The following is a 16,906-nucleotide window of genomic DNA, read 5'->3' as shown; positions in this document are numbered from 1 at the left end:
ATGTTAATTTGGCAATTATTAAACCATAAGATATGAAGATCGTTTTACTCGGCTATGGAAAAATGGGGCAACTTATCGAAAAATTTGCACTCAAACGAGGGCACGAAGTTGTTCTGATAGTAGATGCTCATAATCGGGAGAGTATCACCGTAGCAGATTTAGAGAACGCAGATGTTGCGATTGATTTCAGTACACCAGATGCCGCTTTATCCAATATCAGCTTATGTTTCGAGGCAAATCTTCCTCTTGTTGTCGGTACGACGGGCTGGTATGAGCATATGCAAGAGGTCAGGGAAACTTGTATTGAAGCGGAGCAATCCTTGTTGTACGGATCTAATTTTAGCATCGGGGTAAATATTTTTTTTCACATTAATAGGCTTCTTGCGCAGGCAGTGGACCCCTATAAGCAATATGATGTGCAAGTGGAAGAGATACACCATGTTCATAAACTGGATGCACCGAGTGGTACAGCAATTACCATAGCAGAAGGTATTATAGACAACAATTCGTCTAAGACTTCATGGGTCAATGAGGTCGTGGGGGAAGAAAGTGATGTGATTAATAAACCTGAAGAATTATTGATTGAGAGTCTTCGTATTGAAGAAGTACCGGGCACACATACCGTGTTATATAGCTCAGAAGTAGATCAAATCGAGTTTAAACATACAGCTCATAATAGAGATGGCTTTGCTTTGGGAGCTGTCGTAGCAGCAGAATGGCTGAAGGGGCGCAAGGGCTTCTTTCAGGTCACAGAGATCTTTGATTTTAATAAATAATAATTATTACTGTAACATATAAATTGATTGGTCGACATATAAAAAGTCATGATGATAACTTTTGGCTTTGGTCGGGTTTTTGATTTCTGACTTTTAAATTTTACTATTATGTGGTATATCATTTTTGGGTTACTAACTGTCATTTCACTTTACGGTCTGTGGCTATTGTTTAAAAAAGCAGGCAAGCAAGGGTGGGAGGCTATTGTACCTTTTTATAGAGAGTATGTGATGGCGCAGTTGGTCGGAAGGCCTACCTGGTGGATTGTTTGGTTGTTTGTACCTATTGTCAATATTTTCATATTTTATGGATTCTACCTTGATCTGATAAAATCGTTTGGCAAGCGTCGTTTTTGGGAGAATGCAGCAGCTGTATTGGTTCCTTTTATTGTACTCCCTATGTGGGGAAGAGATACTTCCGTTCAATATCTTGGACAGTCTAATACAGAAGAATTCAAAAAGAAATATCCTTATAAAAAGACAGTCGCGCGTGAGTGGGCTGATGCAATTATATTTGCGACAGTAGCTGCCTCATTGATACGGGGATTTCTGATTGAAGCTTATATGATTCCTACAGGATCTATGGAACGTAGTCTGTTGGTGGGAGATTTTCTTTTTGTAAGTAAGTTGAACTATGGGCCACGTATTCCGAATACACCACTGGCATTTCCTTTTGCGCACCATACCATGCCAGTCACCGGAGGGAAGGCTTATTCTGAGTTAATTAAGATCCCTTACAAGAGACTGCCAGGCTTTGAAACAATAGAGCGCAATGATGTGGTTGTTTTCAATTTTCCAATGGAGGCCGATGCTCCTTTTAACCGACCGGTCGATAAACGTGAGAACTATATCAAGCGTGCGGTAGGGATTCCGGGAGATGTTGTCGAGATGAAAGGCGGTAACCTGATTGTTAACGGAAAGCCTGGGTTTGGTTCTGACGATGTGCAGTCTGCTTATATTGTATATACCGATGAGCGGGGATTGAATCCCGATATATTGGTGGACAAGCGCTTCGAATATATGGAACTTCCTGATGAAAATGGTCGTATTGTAGCCTATCTATTACATGTTACAAAAGAAGAAATCGAACAGGTCAAAGGATGGTCGACGGTTACAGAAGTAGTTCCGTATAATAATGATAGCCCAGCTTTTCCGAAAGATGGACAGTATAATTGGAATTTCCACAATTTTGGCCCCTTGACTGTTCCTAAAAAAGGCGAAATCGTTCAGTTGAATGAGTTGACACTTCCTGTTTATCAACGTTTGATTACGGTGTATGAAGGGAATACGCTAGATAAGAAAGTAGATGGTATATATGTTAATGGCGTGAAATCCGATACCTATACCATAAAAATGGATTACTATTGGATGATGGGGGATAATAGGGATAATTCGTTGGATTCTAGAGATTTTGGATTCGTCCCGGAAGATCACGTAGTGGGTAAAGCATTGTTCACTTGGTTGAGCTGGGATAAAGATGGGACATTCTTTAGCAAAGTCCGTTGGAACCGAATATTCAGAGGAATAAAGTAGAGAGCGTAAAGCTGTAATACCGTAAATACGTTAAAAGTTTAGCGTGTTAAAAAGACAAAACCGTAAAGATTTTAAATTAAAAGTCTTTACGGTTTTGTCTTTTACAGTTTTATATTTTAGGCTCTAACGCGCTAACTTTATGCCTTTAACGCTGCCAAATATCGTTTGATCGTTTCTTCTAAACCCAGATATAAAGCATCAGAAATAAGAGCATGGCCTATACTCACTTCCAGCAAATCAGGTATATGCTGATTGAAATAAGCGAGGTTGTTCAGGTCTAAATCATGGCCGGCATTGAGGCCCAATCCCAATTCACGGGCTTTTACTGCAGCCTTATAATAGGGAGCAATGGCTTTTTCCTTGTCAAAACCAAACTCTGAAGCATAGGACTCTGTATATAATTCTATACGGTCTGTTCCTGTTTCTGCAGCACCTTCGATCATTTCCACCACGGGATCTACGAAAATAGATACACGTATGCCTTCATGCTGAAAAAGAGTGACCATTTCTTTGAGGTAATCCCTGTGTTTAATGGTGTTCCAGCCATGGTTTGAGGTCAGTTGTCCTGTCGCATCAGGTACTAATGTGACTTGGGTCGGCTTGTTGGCAAGTACTAAGTCTATAAACTTCTGTTCCTGACAATTTCCTTCGATATTGAATTCGGTTTGGATTTCACCTTTCAGATCATATACATCCTGATAACGGATGTGCCGTTCGTCAGGTCGTGGGTGAACCGTGATACCTTCCGCGCCAAACCGCTCACAAGCCAGTGCCGCAGCAAGTACATTCGGTGTATTGCCTCCACGAGAATTCCGAAGAGTAGCTATTTTATTGATGTTTACGGATAGTTTTGTCATGTTTGCAAGATATGTTAAGCCCAAAGATAATTAAAAATCGAAGGATTAAATTATCACATTTGTACTTGTCAGGACCAGATCTTCTTTATTCCTTGGATCCAGACCTTGGTGTATAAAAATCCTTCTTTTAAAACGCTTAATTTCTAAAACTTTGTCTAGATCGAAGACATATCACTACAAAATCTATTTAGAGGTAAGAAATCCTGGTATTAATTTTTTAAATTGCATAGCAAATGAATGGACTAAGTTTTGATCTCCTGGAAGGATTCCGCTTATTGGATGTCATTGATATCTTTTTAGTGGCTGTAATCGTGTATTACATTTATAGCTTGATTAAAGGTACTATCGCTGTCAATATCTTATTGGGTGTAGGTCTGTTCTATGGGATATATCTCGTCGTTAAACAATTGGAGATGCGTCTCCTGACGGAGATATTTGGTGGTTTTATTTCTGTAGGTTCTATCGCGCTGATCGTGGTGTTTCAACAAGAGATAAGGCGATTCTTGCTCCATGTCGGTAAGAATATATCCATGCGTAGAAAGAAGTTCTTTTGGACCTTTTTAGGCGCTAAGAAAACAGCGCAACAAGACCATTCTGAGAAAATCAAACCGATAGTAGATGCGTGCAGAAGCATGTCTCGATCTCGTACCGGAGCGCTACTGGTATTTTCGAAATACTTTGACGAGGAATACTATCAGTCCAGTGGAGAGTATATCGATGCTCCAGTCTCCAAAAGACTGTTAGAAAGTATCTTTTTTAAAAATAGTCCTCTACATGATGGCGCTGTAGTCATTGTGGATTTCCGCGTGATGACAGCGAGTTCGGTATTGCCCCTGTCCGACAGTGAAGATCTCCCTCCTCAGTTTGGCTTACGGCATCGTGCAGCTATTGGAGTTACGGAGGTGTCGGAAGCGATTGCTGTAATTGTTTCCGAAGAAACGGGTGAGATTTCTTTAGCTAAAGATGGTAGTGTCAATATGAATCTTAGTCCCGAGGAATTGGAAGAATTGTTGAAAGAGGAACTTTAAGATTCTGTACTTATCTGTTTTTTTAGAATATTTTTCTCTAAAAACACTTTGTGTCTGATTTTTGTTCGATAATAGTTTTGTTTTGGTGATTTATTAGAATCTATTTGCTAAATTTACTGTAGTATAAACTTTAAATTTTTGATCATATGCATTTTGATGAAAATAAACCATTAGATGTCGTGTTGAATGATCTGTTTGATCATTATAGAGCTAATGTTTCGGATGTGAATAAAATCACTCAAGCATTACTGGATAAAGGTGTGATCGGCTCCCAGGAGGATATTGTAAATGATCATATCGCTTTTCGTACATTAGGAGTACCTCACTTGGGTATTAAGTCTTTTGAGAAGATATTTTTGGCTTTTGGCTATCAAAAACGAGACTATTATCACTTTGAGGGTAAAAAATTAGATGCATATTGGTTTTCGCCACCACAAGAGGGATACCCGCGTATATTTGTTTCGGAATTGCGTGTACAGGACCTGAGCCCCAAAGCACAGGAGATTATATATAAATACACCGCTCATATTACGGAAGACCCTGTAGATCACATTAATTTAGAGCATGGGCAAGAGGTTGCCGATTTTCTGCAAAGACCGCTGTGGGATCTGCCAACTTCTGAAGATTATAAGTTGTTGCTGGAAGAAAGTGAATACGCGGCTTGGGTTATTTATAATAGATACTATTTAAACCATTATACCATCAGTATCCATGAGCTGAAAGACGGTTATAATACGCTAGAAGAGTTTAATTCTTTTTTGATAAGTATAGGTGTCAAACTCAACAATTCAGGAGGTGTGATCAAGACTAGTGATGACCATCTATTGAGGCAGAGCAGTACGGTGTCTGCTTTATATAAAGCGACTTTTGCGGACAATCAGACATTAGAAATAGCCGGTAGCTATGTGGAGTTTGCCGAGCGTAGCGTATTGCCTGAATTCAAGGATTTGGATAAAAGTGAGATTCGTGCGACACATCGAAGAGATGGGTTTGAGACCAATAATGCCGATAAGATTTTTGAAAGTACATATACAACCCAGATAAAAGGTTCTTAATAGAGTTTGCTTGTGGAAGAGAGGTTGCAGCAATTAGCAAGTGTGATGGAGGGTGAGCTGCATAGCGACAAGCTGATGCGTACGCTCTATGCTACAGATGCATCGGCATATAGAGAGATGCCGCTTGCTGTCGCATTGCCACGGAATGAAGCGGATATCCAGCATCTTATCCAATTTGCAATTGCGAATAAAACATCACTTATTCCCAGGACAGCTGGTACTTCCTTGGCAGGCCAGGTTGTTGGGGGAGGCATTATCGTAGACGTATCTAAACACTTTACAGATATTCTTGAAGTAAATGTTATAGAACAATGGGTCAGGGTACAGCCAGGGGTTATTCGGGATGAGTTAAATATGTTCTTAAAGCCTTTAGGCTTGTATTTTGGCCCAGAGACCTCGACAGCGAATCGAGCGATGATCGGGGGGATGGTCGGGAATAACTCCTGTGGTTCCAATTCGTTGATCTACCATAGTACTCGAGAACATACCTTGGAAATTCATGGTTTCCTTTCCGACGGCACCAAGACTTCGTTTAAAGCACTGTCTTTTGACGATTTTATAGCGAAGTGTGATTTGCAGTCTTTGGAAGGGGAAGTCTATCGACAGATCCGAAGTATCTTGGGCGATTATAATAACCAAGAGGAAATAAGACAACAGTTCCCCAAAGCAAGTATAAATCGACGAAATACAGGATATGCTGTAGACCTGCTGTTGGAAAGCGATCCATTTACAGCAGGAGGAGATGCGTTCAATTTTTGTAAACTGATATGCGGTTCCGAAGGGACACTGTTTTTCATGACAGAGATTAAATTGCATGTTGACCGACTACGGACAAAGCCGACAGGTCTGCTGTGTGTCCATTTTAACTCCCTGGACGATGCTCTACGAGCCAATTTAATAGCTTTGGAGCACAAGCCTCTAGTTAGCGAATTGATGGATCACTATATTCTAGAATGCACAGCTAGCAACCTGGAGCAACGGCACAATCGTTTTTTTGTGGAAGGTACACCCGAGGCTATTTTAATCGTAGAGTACGAAGGTGATAGTGAGGAAGATATCCGTAGCAAGGCAGGGCAGGTAGAAACGGCGATGCGTGCAGCTGGTCTGGGGTATTATTTTCCGGTTATCTTTGGAGCTGATAGAAAGCGGGTGTGGGACTTACGCAAAGCGGGATTGGGGCTGCTGAGCAATATGCCGGGGGATGAAAAACCTGTGGCGGTGATCGAAGATACGGCAGTAGCAGTCGAAGATCTTCCTGCTTATATTGCGGAGTTTAATACCGTCTTGGAAAAGTATGGCCTATACTCTGTTCACTACGCACATGCTGCGACAGGAGAATTGCATCTGCGTCCTATTCTGAATCTGAAGACGGAGGATGGGAATAGATTGTTTCGGGAGATTGCCTTTGAAATTGCAAAACTAGTAAAGAAATACAAAGGTTCATTGAGTGGAGAGCACGGGGATGGACGTCTGCGCGGTGAGTTTATTCCGTATATGATTGGAGATCGCAACTATCAATTGTTGAAAGATATAAAGCAGCAATGGGATCCTGCCTGTATTTTTAATCCGGGTAAGATTGTAGACTCTCCAGCGATGAATACTTTTTTGCGCTATGAACCGGGCGTGGAACGCAAAGCTATAAAAACAGTGTTCCGATATGCCGGACAGGATATTTTGGGGCATGCCGAGCAATGTAATGGTTCGGGAGACTGTCGGAAGTCTGAATTGTCCGGAGGTACCATGTGTCCTTCCTATATGGCGAGTCGCAATGAAAAAGATACAACGCGTGCACGAGCTAACATATTACGCGAGTTTTTGACCTATTCGACCCAGGATAATCCTTTTGATCATCCTGAAATAAAAGAAGTGATGGATCTGTGTCTGAGCTGTAAAGGTTGTAAGATTGAATGTCCATCTAGTGTCGATATGGCCAAAATGAAAGCCGATTTTTTGCAGCAATATTATGACACACATGGAGTGCCATTACGCAGCCGTATGATTGGACATGTAGATAAGCTTATGGGATTGATGGCTTATATGCCCGGCTTGTATAACTGGTCGGTACAAAATCCAATCATCGGAAGATTGGCTAAACGTATAGTCGGTTTTGCAGAAGATAGAAGCTTACCCTTGTTAGGCAGCATGCCGTTGAGAAAGTGGTTCGTGAGCAAGGATAAGCCTAGCGATAGAAAGGTGAAAGGTACGGTCTATTTTTTCTGTGATGAATTTACCAATTACAATGATTTAGAAATTGGCCAAAAATCCATTTTACTCTTAGAAAGATTAGGTTATGAGGTGTTGATGGTTGACCATGCCCCCAGTGGACGGGCATTGCTCTCTAAGGGACTGTTGCGTGATGCTAGAAAACTGGCAGATAAGAATGTAAGGACGTTTGCTTCACGATTGTCGGCAGATACGCCGCTATTGGCAGTAGAACCATCCGCTATATTGACATTTAGGGATGAATATGTGGACTTAGTCTCTCCTGAGTTAGAGGCTGATGCCAGGCGAATCGCGCCATATGCTATGCTTATTGAAGAGTTTCTCGTTAGCGAAAGTAAAAAGGGGAATATTTCCCCAGCTATGTTTGACGAGAGTAAGCGTCAGATTTTACTCCATACCCATTGCCAGCAAAAGGCCTGGAAATTGCAGGGGTATACCGAGCATGCGCTGAAGATCATGAAAGGGGCGACTGTTAAGGTTATACCATCAGGATGTTGCGGAATGGCGGGATCATTTGGCTATGAGCGCGAGCACTATAAGCTATCAATGCAGGTTGGAAACCTGGTTTTGTTTCCTGCAATTAATAGGAGGTCTGAAGAAGATATCGTAATTGCTCCGGGTACCAGTTGTCGACATCAGATTAAAGATGGGACAGGGGTAAAAGCAATGCACCCTATTGAGGTACTCTACCAGGCCCTGGTATAATTTTTGGATACACCTTAAAAAAACAACGTCATCTCGAATATATTTGAGATGACGTTGTTATAGATCGTATGTTCCAACTACGCGGATACTATTTAATTGCCTTTAAAGCTTCCGTGTTCATTTTGATATACTCTGGATTATTTAGTTTTGTAGCCATTTCGATTCCTTCTTTTGCAGCCTGTCTTGCACCAGCTTTGTCTCCTGCTTTATCGAGGATTTTAGCTTTCCAATATTTTAAATGTGGAGCAGAGGTATTTCCTTCATCACCTTTTTTAATCCATTCCACTGCTTTTTTTAGATCCAGGTCATTGTTTAAGTAATATTGGGCAGCATGTAGGTAAGGCTTGTTTTCCCCAAGCATCGCTTGATCTATGTTAGAAAGGATTTCTTTCGATTGATCCGTCGTTATATTAAAACCGACTTTCGTTTTTTCCCATGCTAAAGTTACTTTTGTGGACTTGGTCGTTACGTCTTCAAAGGCAATAGTAAATGTCTCTACGTTTTCTGCTAGTGTCTGTGGCTTGACGTTGAAACGGAGTAAATCCTCTGATTTATTGTATTGATAAGCGCCCCATTGTTTTACGTTTTTGCTTAATATAATCGTCCATTCATTTTTGTGGGGAATGGTAAATAGACCGTAGGTGCCGGCAGGAACTTTGTTTCCCTCGATAGACACCTCTTCAGCAAACGTTATGCTGGGGATATTATTTGCTCCTGTCCGCCATACTTCTCCATAAGGAACTAGACTACCAAAAACAGCACGATTGTTTTTGTTTGGACGTTGGTAGGTTAGCACGATGTCTTTGATCCCTAGACCTTGAGTTATGGTCTGACTGCTGCTCGTTGGCGGAAGTTTGACCTGTGCGTTGCTAATCCCTGTTCCTAGGAAAAGCAATGTAGCTGTTGCTATCGAAAGTATTACCTTTTTCATGCCTATATATGTGTTATTGTTTTTTGATGTAATTTACAAAAAAACTCTTAAACCAGTTTCTGCTTATTTGACCTCGCTCCTCAGAGAGCAATCTCTAGGCCTATTTATACAATATCCGAAATTTAATTGTATGATCGATCTGTCTTAATTGTTTTAGTAATCCCTTATCATAATTGGTGTCGATATCGGTGACAGCATAGCCGATATCTCCCCGTGTCATTAAGAACTGTGCAAGGATATTGATTTCGTTTTCAGCATACACATTGTTGAGCTGTGCCATGATACCTGGAACGTTTTTGTGGATATGCAACAAGCGATGGCCTTTTATCTTCTTGGGAAGTAGGAGGTTGGGGAAGTTACGGCTCTGGTCGGTATCGCCATTATTGATGAATTCAGCCATACGCCGTGGGATGAATTCTGCATTGTGTGCTTTATTCTTTTTGTCATCAAATACCACAATGCCTTTCTGACTACAGATAGAGCGGCTCATGTGTCCTTTTACATCCCCTAGATAACCTATTGTTTTTAGCTTTGCAGCGCGTTCCAATTGTTCATCAGAGATATCTACCCCAGGCCCTAAAAGGAGCATGCCGACATCTTTTGTGTATTTGTCCTCAAATGTATCCTTGACTCGGATCGAGAAGCCATCTCTTTTTAAGATATGACTGGATATCTCTGGGACATCACCTACGATAAGGCATAAGATTCTGTTTTTCGGATAGGATATGGCACGTGGGAGGTCATTGACATACAAGAACTCGTCAAAGCTGGGTGTAACGTGATCCGCCCGATCTGTAACACTCTGGCGGGATATGTTCTCGGTGAAGGCAAAGAACTTCTCTATCAGTCCGGATTCTTTCAGTTGGAAATCAGAGTATCCGTCTCCAATTCCAAAAAGACGACCTTGGATATTAAGCTCCCTCAATAGCTTTACTTTTCCACCCTCATCGGACAATGGGTTGTCGGCATCATATCCGATAATATTCCCTTTATCATCGAACAGGAAGGTATTGGCATAGATATTTTCTGTTTTTATCCCATAGGGCGATACCACTGGAGTGATAAATTCTTTGAATCCTCCGGATACAATCCAAGCGGTATCAGAATTGCTCTTTAAAAATTCTCTATTACGATCAAATGATTTTGAAACCTTCTTTTTAAGATGGCTTATAAGTTTGTCTAAATGATTTTTGTTTGCTTTTAACAGCGCTATTCTACCCGCTAGACTCTCTCGGAATGAAATCTTGCCTTCCATAGCCAGGTTGGTGTAGCGCTCGATCTCTTGGTATACTTTTTCCTGCTCAGGGTCACCTTCGAGTGATATGCGAGCGAGTTCATCCAGTGCTTCAACCTGTGTAAAAGTGCTGTCAAAATCAATGATGTAATAGTTCTTCATTGTAATAAACGGTTTTTTAGTAATGATTCCTATAGGTGTTACAGGGAGCAAATCCTATACGTTTCATTGGGTTTAGATTGTTGTTGTTTGTGTTATGAATATGTATTTGCTATTTCTTGGAGTGTCTGCGTAATGGGTTTGAAATTGTAGCCTATTTCGTTTACAATTTTAGTGTTAGAATAAGCGAGTTTAGCGGCGGCGGCGTAAGCGGATTCTTTTGTCAGGGTAGGTCGTTTTCCCTTTACCTTAGCAATCAGTTTAGCAACACGCCAAGCCAGTTGTAGCATGAAAGGTCTGGCTGCAATGGTTGGCGCCTTTTTGCCCAATAGAGTCGCTATCGTGGACAACAGTTGCTTGTTGGTAATGTTTTCGCTGTTTAATACGTACCGTTGTGCAGTAATGTCATTCCGTTCCATCAGAACGATCATGACTTCAGCGACATCCTCGACATCGACAATACCCACGGATCCTGGAGGATATATTTTAATGCCTTTTTGTACCAGATCAAATATGACGGCAGAGCCTGATTTGGCAGGGTTGACCCCCATGATGACCGAGGGGTTGACTATTACAGCGTCCAGTCCTTCGGTGATACCGCGCCATACTTCCAATTCACTTTTGTACTTGGACAAGGAGTAATTGGACATATTGATATCATGTTCCCATTTATCTAATTCGTCAACGGGTTTGCCAAGTTTATTGCTGCCTAAGGCGGCAATGGAGCTGACATGTAATAGGCGAGCACCATGCTCCAGAGAAAGGTTGACAATATGCTGTGTGCCCTCTACATTGACGTGGAGCATCTGCTCGGCATCTTCTTTTTGATAGGATATTTTAGCGGCACAATGATAGACATGCGTCACACGGTCAAAAATGTCCGACAGCGCAAAATAGTCTGTAATATCAGCGTCTACCCATTCGATTAATGATGATGCCTTGAGGCTTTCGGGGATATGGGAACTGCTCCGTTTCAGAGCTATTACTGCATTTCCTTTTTCAACGAGACGTTTGATCACCGCTGAACCTAAAAAACCTGTTCCTCCTGTTACTAATATCACTTGCTAACTTATTGTTGAAATACTTGATGTTCTCAAAGATAACCCATTGCTAATTCCTATGCAAATTAATCAACTTTCCCACATTTTGTGGATACTTTTTTAAGGTTTCCTGTGTTAATTAATGCATTTTTGTAGTACAGTCAACATTTGACTAAGCTTATTTACAGTATAAGGCATTAGTTTTTTATACTTTTACTTCTGACTTTATTTACTTGAATCTATGTCGTTAGCAGACTTTTTCTCCCCACTGACCATTACTGATTTTTCAACAGGCGATGGTTATTTTAACTCTCAATTTGGCTACGTTATCCAAGCATACGTCGATGATTTTCCGGTATTGGATAATCCAGAAAGCAGACCTCATCTCGCTATTGTCGGAGTCGAAGAGGATAGGGGAGCTGTCGGTAATAAAGGAGCAGCAAAGGCACCTAATGCCGTAAGAAAACATCTGTATGAATTGTATCAAGGGGATTATAATGTGACAATCGTTGACCTGGGCAATATTAAACCAGGTAGTCGTATAGAAGATACGTATGCGGCGTTACGCTTAGTGGTAGAGGAATTGGTCAAATCAGATATCGTACCAGTGATTATTGGAGGGGGACAAGACCTGACGTATGCACAGTATCGGGGATATGAAGATCTGGAGCAGCGTGTTGAAGTCGCTATTATAGATGCTAAGTTTGATCTGGATCAAGCAAGTGCCCAGGAAACTCCTTTAAATTCGCAGACCTATCTGAATCATATTATCTTGCATCAGCCGGATTATTTGTTCAATCTGAACAATGTTGCTTATCAAACCTATTTGGTGAGTAAGGAATCTATTAATATGTACGATAAGCTCTTTTTTAATGCGCAACGTGTGGGCATGATAGCAGGCAAGTTGGATCAGGCAGAGCCTATCATTCGGGCAGCTGACATGGTCAGCTTTGATATCGGGGCAATACGAGCTTCTGAAGCTCCTGGTAATGCGAATGCTGTTCCGAATGGTCTTTTTGGAGATGAGGCATGTCAACTCGCACGGTATGCTGGAATGTCGGACAAATGTAGCTCTATTGGTTTCTATGAATTAAATCCAACGTTTGACCCGATGGAACAGACGGCGATGTTGGTGTCGCAGATGATCTGGTGCTTTGTTGATGGGTATTATAATCGTAAAAATGATGCGCCATTAATTCCAAAATCGGCTTATATCATCTATCGCACACAATTAGAAAATGAAGAACATGAATTGGTATTCGTGAAGAGTAAAAAGTCAGACCGTTGGTGGATGCAAGTACCTTACTTTGGTACCAAATCAATTAATGAGCGGTACTACTTGGTGCCGTGTCGCTATGAGGATTACCAACTCGCTGTATCGGGGGAGATGCCAGATCTTTGGTGGCGCACACATCAGAAATTACAATAAATTATCGTATTCAGCATGACGTATATCTTATACCTCATTTTAATTGTTCTTATTGTCGCATGTGCTTACTTAATGTGGCGCAATGGACAGGCTGTATCACAGCCAACTTACCGTAATGTGCTGGAAGAGAAACAGCGAATGGAGATTGCGGCATCAACTGCCAATCATCACGTTGCGCTACTGAATCAAGAAGTCCAATCGGTAAAGGCTATGTTAGACAAGGAGCGGCAGGAACGACAGGCTGTAGAACGTACACTGGAAGGGACGAATGCCTATCTGCAGGCACAGCAGGAAAAATATGCAGAGCAAAAGGAAGAAATAGCGCTGATTAAAGAAAAGTTCAATGCAGATTTTCAGGTTTTAGCGAATAAGATACTGGAAGAGAAAAGCGAAAAATTTACGGCTTACAATCAACAGCAATTGGGAAAACTGTTAGACCCTCTGAAAGAGCGAATAAGGAGTTTTGAGGAACGAGTAGAGAAAACGTACAATCAAGAAGCCGCTGAGCGGAATGTGCTGAAAGGTGTAGTGGAACAATTGATGCAGCAGAGTGTGGAAATCAAAAACGAGGCTGGTAATCTGGCTCGGGCGCTAAAGGGAGATACAAAAAAACAGGGAAATTGGGGGGAAGTTGTTTTGGAACGGGTATTGGAACGCTCGGGTTTGAATCGTGACCAAGAATATCGTATACAAGTTGCCCTGACCGATGAGCAAGGGAGACGTTTGCAGCCTGATGCGGTTATAGATTTGCCGGATGACAAGCAGCTTGTTGTGGATGCTAAGGTGTCGTTGGTTTCTTATGAACGGTTTGTCAATGCGCTGTCCGACGAAGAGCGTGCCTTGCACCTCAAAGCTCATGTTCAATCTATCGAAAATCATGTGCGTGATCTTTCAGTAAAGAACTATCACAGTCTTTATGGGATACATTCGCCCGACTTTGTATTGTTGTTTATGCCTATCGAGTCTGCTCTTAGTGTTGCAGTCATGCAAAAACCAGAGTTGTTTTCCGATGCCTGGGATAGACGGGTTGTGATTGTGAGTCCATCTACGTTACTGGCGACACTGCGTACCATTGCTGCAATCTGGAAGCAAGAGCGTCAAAACAGAAATGTATTGGATATTGCGCGAGAAGCAGGATTGTTGTATGATAAATTTGTAGGCTTTTTGAATGATATGGATCAGATACAGACGCATTTAGATAAGGCCTCCGAAAAACATACGGAGGCCATGCGTAAACTTTCGTCAGGAACGGGCAACATTGTGCGAAAGGTCGAAAATCTTAAAGTCTTGGGTGCTAAAGCAAACAAACAAATCGACGATCGATTCCTGGACGAGGGGTGATTTAATATCCCATAGCTTTGTCGTCTCCTCTGGGGTCAGCTCCTGTTTGGAGACGGCCATCCGGCAAAACAACAATATTTTCTACACGGCCAATAGGCCCCCGTTTATTGATCTTGTATCCATCCTTTTGTAGGCTACTGCGGATTGTTGTGTCGATTGCTTTTTCTTCTACATCGATATGATCTGGTTTCCACTGATGATGAAAGCGTGCCGCACTTACAGACTCCTGAGCAGTCATGTCGAATTCCAGAACGTTTAAAATAGTCTGTAATACAGAAGTGATAATGGTCGATCCTCCGGGAGTTCCTACTACCATTCTTAGCTTTCCGTCTTTTTCTATAATGGTCGGAGTCATGGCCGACAGCATACGTTTACCAGGTTCTATGGAGTTTGCTTTTCCTCCCAGCAGTCCATATAGGTTTGGCGAACCTGGTTTTACAGAGAAATCATCCATTTCGTTGTTGAGCAAGAAACCTGCACCATCTACCCATACACAAGAACCGTAGGATCCATTGATCGTAGTCGTCAGTGAAACAGCGTTGCCCTCCTTGTCTACTATACTGAAATGTGTTGTTTCTTCGGATTCATAGCCCGGAAACTTACTTGCTTTTACGTGTTCGCTATCTGTAGCTTTAGCCAGCGAAACTTTGGCCATACGGCTCTGATTAAATTCGGAGTTCGTAAGTTCTGTAACGGGGACTTTGTAATAATCTGGATCTCCAAGATGTGTTGCCCTATCTGCATAGACCCTGCGTTCAGCTTCTACAATAGCGCGCACGGTACTGTCTGCTTGGAAGCCCCATTGTCTTAGGGGGTAGTTCTCCACAGATTGTAATAACGCCAATAGCGCTATGCCACCACTAGAAGGAGGAGGCATGGAGATAATCTTGTTGCCTTTGTAGTAGCCTATTATAGGTGTACGCCATACGGCTTGGTAATCTTCAAGATCTTGGTGGGATATGATACCATTGCCTCGTTTCATCTCTGCAACGATATAATCGGCTGTCTGACCTTTGTAAAAGCCATCACGCCCTTGTTGCGCGATGCGCTCCAGAGTCTCGGCAAGTTCTGTTTGAACAAAAAGGTCATCTTCTTTCCATTCGGTATCTTTGATTATCGATGCTCCCTGTTTATTGTGCTGCTGAAACCTTTCTTTGTAGCGGTTGAATTCGCCAGCTTGTTGCGCGGTAATAGGAAAACCTTCTTTAGCCAGTTGTATTGCAGGAGCTAATAGCTCTTTCCAAGGTAGGGTTCCGTATTTTTTATAGGCTTCGTCCATCCCTGCAACTGCTCCAGGTACTCCTGCGGCTAGTTGTCCGTATAGACTTAAATCTGTGATTGGATTGCTGTCTTTATCCAGGTACATATCTCTGCTTGCGCCAGCAGGGGCTTTTTCTCGAAAATCTAATGCGGATACTTCACCATCCTTACTGCGATAGACCATAAATCCTCCACCACCTATATTTCCAGCATTTGGATAGACTACAGCTAGAGCAAATTGAACCGCGATTGCGGCGTCGGTCGCATTGCCGCCTTTTTTCAGGATTTCTACTCCGACAGCCGAGGCTAGGGGATGAGCAGTAATGACAGCACCATTTTCAAATATTTGTGTGTCATGAGTGTGTTTGGAAGTTGTGCAACTTGCAGTGATGTAGCATATAACTGCAAATAGCCAAAGATGTTTCATCATAATATTTGTAATTGTTTGTCTGTTGTTTGTTTTAATGATTTAAAAGGTACATAATCTCTGCTTTAAAAAACAGTCCGCTCTTTGGTTTGAAATTAGTTTAGTCTTTACAACTAAAGATAGTTATATTCACATAAATTATCGAATTATGCGCTACTTTGTTTCTTTTCTTCTGCTTTTAGTGAATTTTGTTCTTTCAGCACAGACGGTCAAGATATTGACCTATAATATCCATCATGGAAATCCTCCATCGAAACCAGGATTTATTGATTTAGAAGCTATAGCTGCAGTTATCAATGAGGCAGATGCTGATATCATAGGTGTTCAGGAAGTAGATGTAAATGTCTCTCGTTCAGGAAATGTAGATCAGGCCAAGCGGTTGGCCGAATTGACGGATACGGATTATTTTTTCTCTAAGGGGATTGATCTGGAAAAAGGGGAGTATGGCGTCTTGATTTTGACAAAACATAAAATACTGAGTAAGCGTAGGTATGATCTGCCGATGCCTGTGAAAAGTGAAAATCGCTCTTTAGCTATTGTGGATATCCAACTGGCTGATGGTAAAGTATTGTCTTTTGCTAATACCCATCTTGATCTCAAAGAAGAAAATAGAAAAGCACAGACAGAATATATCAATCAATTAGCGGTTGACGGTAAGCATCCTCTGATTCTCGTTGGAGATCTCAATGCTTCGCCGGGTTCTGAAGCTATCCGTATACTGGAACAGCAATTTTCTAGGAATAAGGAGGATAATAAACCTACATTTCCTAATGTAGGGGCAAAAGCGGAAATTGACTATATCTTAATTTCGAATCCAACCAAGTTTCGGTGGAAAAGCTATAGTGTTATCGATGCATCCTATCCATCGGACCATTTGCCGTTACTTGCAGAGATTGAGTTAAAGTAGATTT

General features: G+C 41.7%; 13 protein-coding genes. 8 read left to right on the top strand and 5 right to left on the bottom strand.

Annotated features, from left to right (window positions below; genetic code table 11):
* The first annotated feature begins 32 nt into the window (after positions 1-32).
* Together dapB and lepB are read left to right on the top strand one after the other, a co-directional pair.
* Entirely contained in the window at positions 33-776 is a 744-nt protein-coding gene (dapB, locus tag M472_RS25425) for a 4-hydroxy-tetrahydrodipicolinate reductase (protein ID WP_021068640.1), read from the top strand.
* 108 nt (positions 777-884) lie between these two features.
* On the top strand, positions 885-2,306 hold the full coding sequence (lepB, locus tag M472_RS25420; RefSeq protein WP_021068639.1) for a signal peptidase I: 1,422 nt from the start codon (positions 885-887) through the stop codon (positions 2,304-2,306).
* Between the two features lie 137 nt (positions 2,307-2,443).
* Here lepB and M472_RS25415 read toward each other — a convergent pair whose 3' ends face one another.
* On the bottom strand, positions 2,444-3,163 hold the full coding sequence (locus M472_RS25415) for a pyridoxine 5'-phosphate synthase (RefSeq protein ID WP_021068638.1): 720 nt from the start codon (positions 3,161-3,163) through the stop codon (positions 2,444-2,446).
* 233 nt (positions 3,164-3,396) lie between these two features.
* Here M472_RS25415 and cdaA point away from each other — a divergent pair, with 233 nt between their 5' ends.
* The 3 genes from cdaA to M472_RS25400 all read left to right on the top strand — a co-directional run bounded on the left by cdaA (position 3,397) and on the right by M472_RS25400 (position 8,174).
* Entirely contained in the window at positions 3,397-4,191 is a 795-nt protein-coding gene (gene cdaA / locus M472_RS25410; RefSeq protein ID WP_021068637.1) for a diadenylate cyclase CdaA, read from the top strand.
* A gap of 146 nt (positions 4,192-4,337) precedes the next feature.
* On the top strand, positions 4,338-5,246 hold the full coding sequence (locus M472_RS25405) for a DUF1338 domain-containing protein (protein WP_021068636.1): 909 nt from the start codon (positions 4,338-4,340) through the stop codon (positions 5,244-5,246).
* 12 nt (positions 5,247-5,258) lie between these two features.
* Positions 5,259-8,174, top strand: coding sequence for an FAD-binding and (Fe-S)-binding domain-containing protein (locus M472_RS25400; protein ID WP_031301294.1), 2,916 nt, complete (start codon positions 5,259-5,261; stop codon positions 8,172-8,174).
* 88 nt (positions 8,175-8,262) lie between these two features.
* On the opposite strand, the gene M472_RS25395 is transcribed toward M472_RS25400, so the two are convergent.
* From M472_RS25395 to M472_RS25385, 3 genes are all read right to left on the bottom strand, one after another.
* Entirely contained in the window at positions 8,263-9,105 is an 843-nt protein-coding gene (locus M472_RS25395; RefSeq protein ID WP_021068634.1) for a DUF2911 domain-containing protein, read from the bottom strand.
* A 100-nt stretch (positions 9,106-9,205) separates the two neighbouring features.
* On the bottom strand, positions 9,206-10,501 hold the full coding sequence (locus M472_RS25390) for an HAD-IB family phosphatase (RefSeq protein WP_021068633.1): 1,296 nt from the start codon (positions 10,499-10,501) through the stop codon (positions 9,206-9,208).
* Positions 10,502-10,593: 92 nt separating this feature from the next.
* A complete protein-coding gene (locus M472_RS25385) occupies positions 10,594-11,559 on the bottom strand; it encodes an SDR family NAD(P)-dependent oxidoreductase (protein ID WP_021068632.1) in 966 nt (321 codons plus the stop codon).
* A gap of 220 nt (positions 11,560-11,779) precedes the next feature.
* Here M472_RS25385 and M472_RS25380 point away from each other — a divergent pair, with 220 nt between their 5' ends.
* Positions 11,780-12,967: a formimidoylglutamase gene (locus M472_RS25380; RefSeq protein WP_021068631.1), complete on the top strand. Its 1,188-nt coding sequence runs from the start codon at positions 11,780-11,782 to the stop codon at positions 12,965-12,967.
* 15 nt (positions 12,968-12,982) lie between these two features.
* Positions 12,983-14,308 carry a DNA recombination protein RmuC gene (locus M472_RS25375; protein WP_031301293.1) on the top strand — a complete coding sequence of 442 codons (1,326 nt, stop codon included), beginning with the start codon at positions 12,983-12,985 and terminating at the stop codon, positions 14,306-14,308.
* A 1-nt stretch (position 14,309) separates the two neighbouring features.
* Here M472_RS25375 and ggt read toward each other — a convergent pair whose 3' ends face one another.
* Entirely contained in the window at positions 14,310-15,998 is a 1,689-nt protein-coding gene (gene ggt / locus M472_RS25370; protein WP_021068629.1) for a gamma-glutamyltransferase, read from the bottom strand.
* Positions 15,999-16,143: 145 nt separating this feature from the next.
* Between ggt and M472_RS25365 the strand changes: the two genes are divergently transcribed.
* Positions 16,144-16,902 carry an endonuclease/exonuclease/phosphatase family protein gene (locus M472_RS25365; protein WP_021068628.1) on the top strand — a complete coding sequence of 253 codons (759 nt, stop codon included), beginning with the start codon at positions 16,144-16,146 and terminating at the stop codon, positions 16,900-16,902.
* The last annotated feature ends 4 nt before the right edge of the window (positions 16,903-16,906 follow it).

It is taken from the genome of Sphingobacterium paucimobilis HER1398 (assembly GCF_000416985.1).
Taxonomy (GTDB): Bacteria; Bacteroidota; Bacteroidia; order Sphingobacteriales; family Sphingobacteriaceae; genus Sphingobacterium; species Sphingobacterium paucimobilis.
The sequence above is the reverse complement of the archived record's forward strand: the minus strand, read 5'-3'. Positions and strand labels throughout refer to the sequence as shown.

What these genes read in the sequence shown, in the direction of transcription:
- dapB (WP_021068640.1), top strand. Translation starts at nt 33, where the DNA reads ATGAAGATCGTTTTACTCGGCTATGGAAAAATGGGGCAACTTATCGAA.
- M472_RS25375 (WP_031301293.1), top strand. Translation starts at nt 12,983, where the DNA reads ATGACGTATATCTTATACCTCATTTTAATTGTTCTTATTGTCGCATGT.
- cdaA (WP_021068637.1), top strand. Translation starts at nt 3,397, where the DNA reads ATGAATGGACTAAGTTTTGATCTCCTGGAAGGATTCCGCTTATTGGAT.
- ggt (WP_021068629.1), bottom strand. Translation starts at nt 15,998, where the DNA reads ATGATGAAACATCTTTGGCTATTTGCAGTTATATGCTACATCACTGCA.
- M472_RS25405 (WP_021068636.1), top strand. Translation starts at nt 4,338, where the DNA reads ATGCATTTTGATGAAAATAAACCATTAGATGTCGTGTTGAATGATCTG.
- M472_RS25395 (WP_021068634.1), bottom strand. Translation starts at nt 9,105, where the DNA reads ATGAAAAAGGTAATACTTTCGATAGCAACAGCTACATTGCTTTTCCTA.
- M472_RS25365 (WP_021068628.1), top strand. Translation starts at nt 16,144, where the DNA reads ATGCGCTACTTTGTTTCTTTTCTTCTGCTTTTAGTGAATTTTGTTCTT.
- M472_RS25415 (WP_021068638.1), bottom strand. Translation starts at nt 3,163, where the DNA reads ATGACAAAACTATCCGTAAACATCAATAAAATAGCTACTCTTCGGAAT.
- M472_RS25380 (WP_021068631.1), top strand. Translation starts at nt 11,780, where the DNA reads ATGTCGTTAGCAGACTTTTTCTCCCCACTGACCATTACTGATTTTTCA.
- M472_RS25390 (WP_021068633.1), bottom strand. Translation starts at nt 10,501, where the DNA reads ATGAAGAACTATTACATCATTGATTTTGACAGCACTTTTACACAGGTT.
- lepB (WP_021068639.1), top strand. Translation starts at nt 885, where the DNA reads ATGTGGTATATCATTTTTGGGTTACTAACTGTCATTTCACTTTACGGT.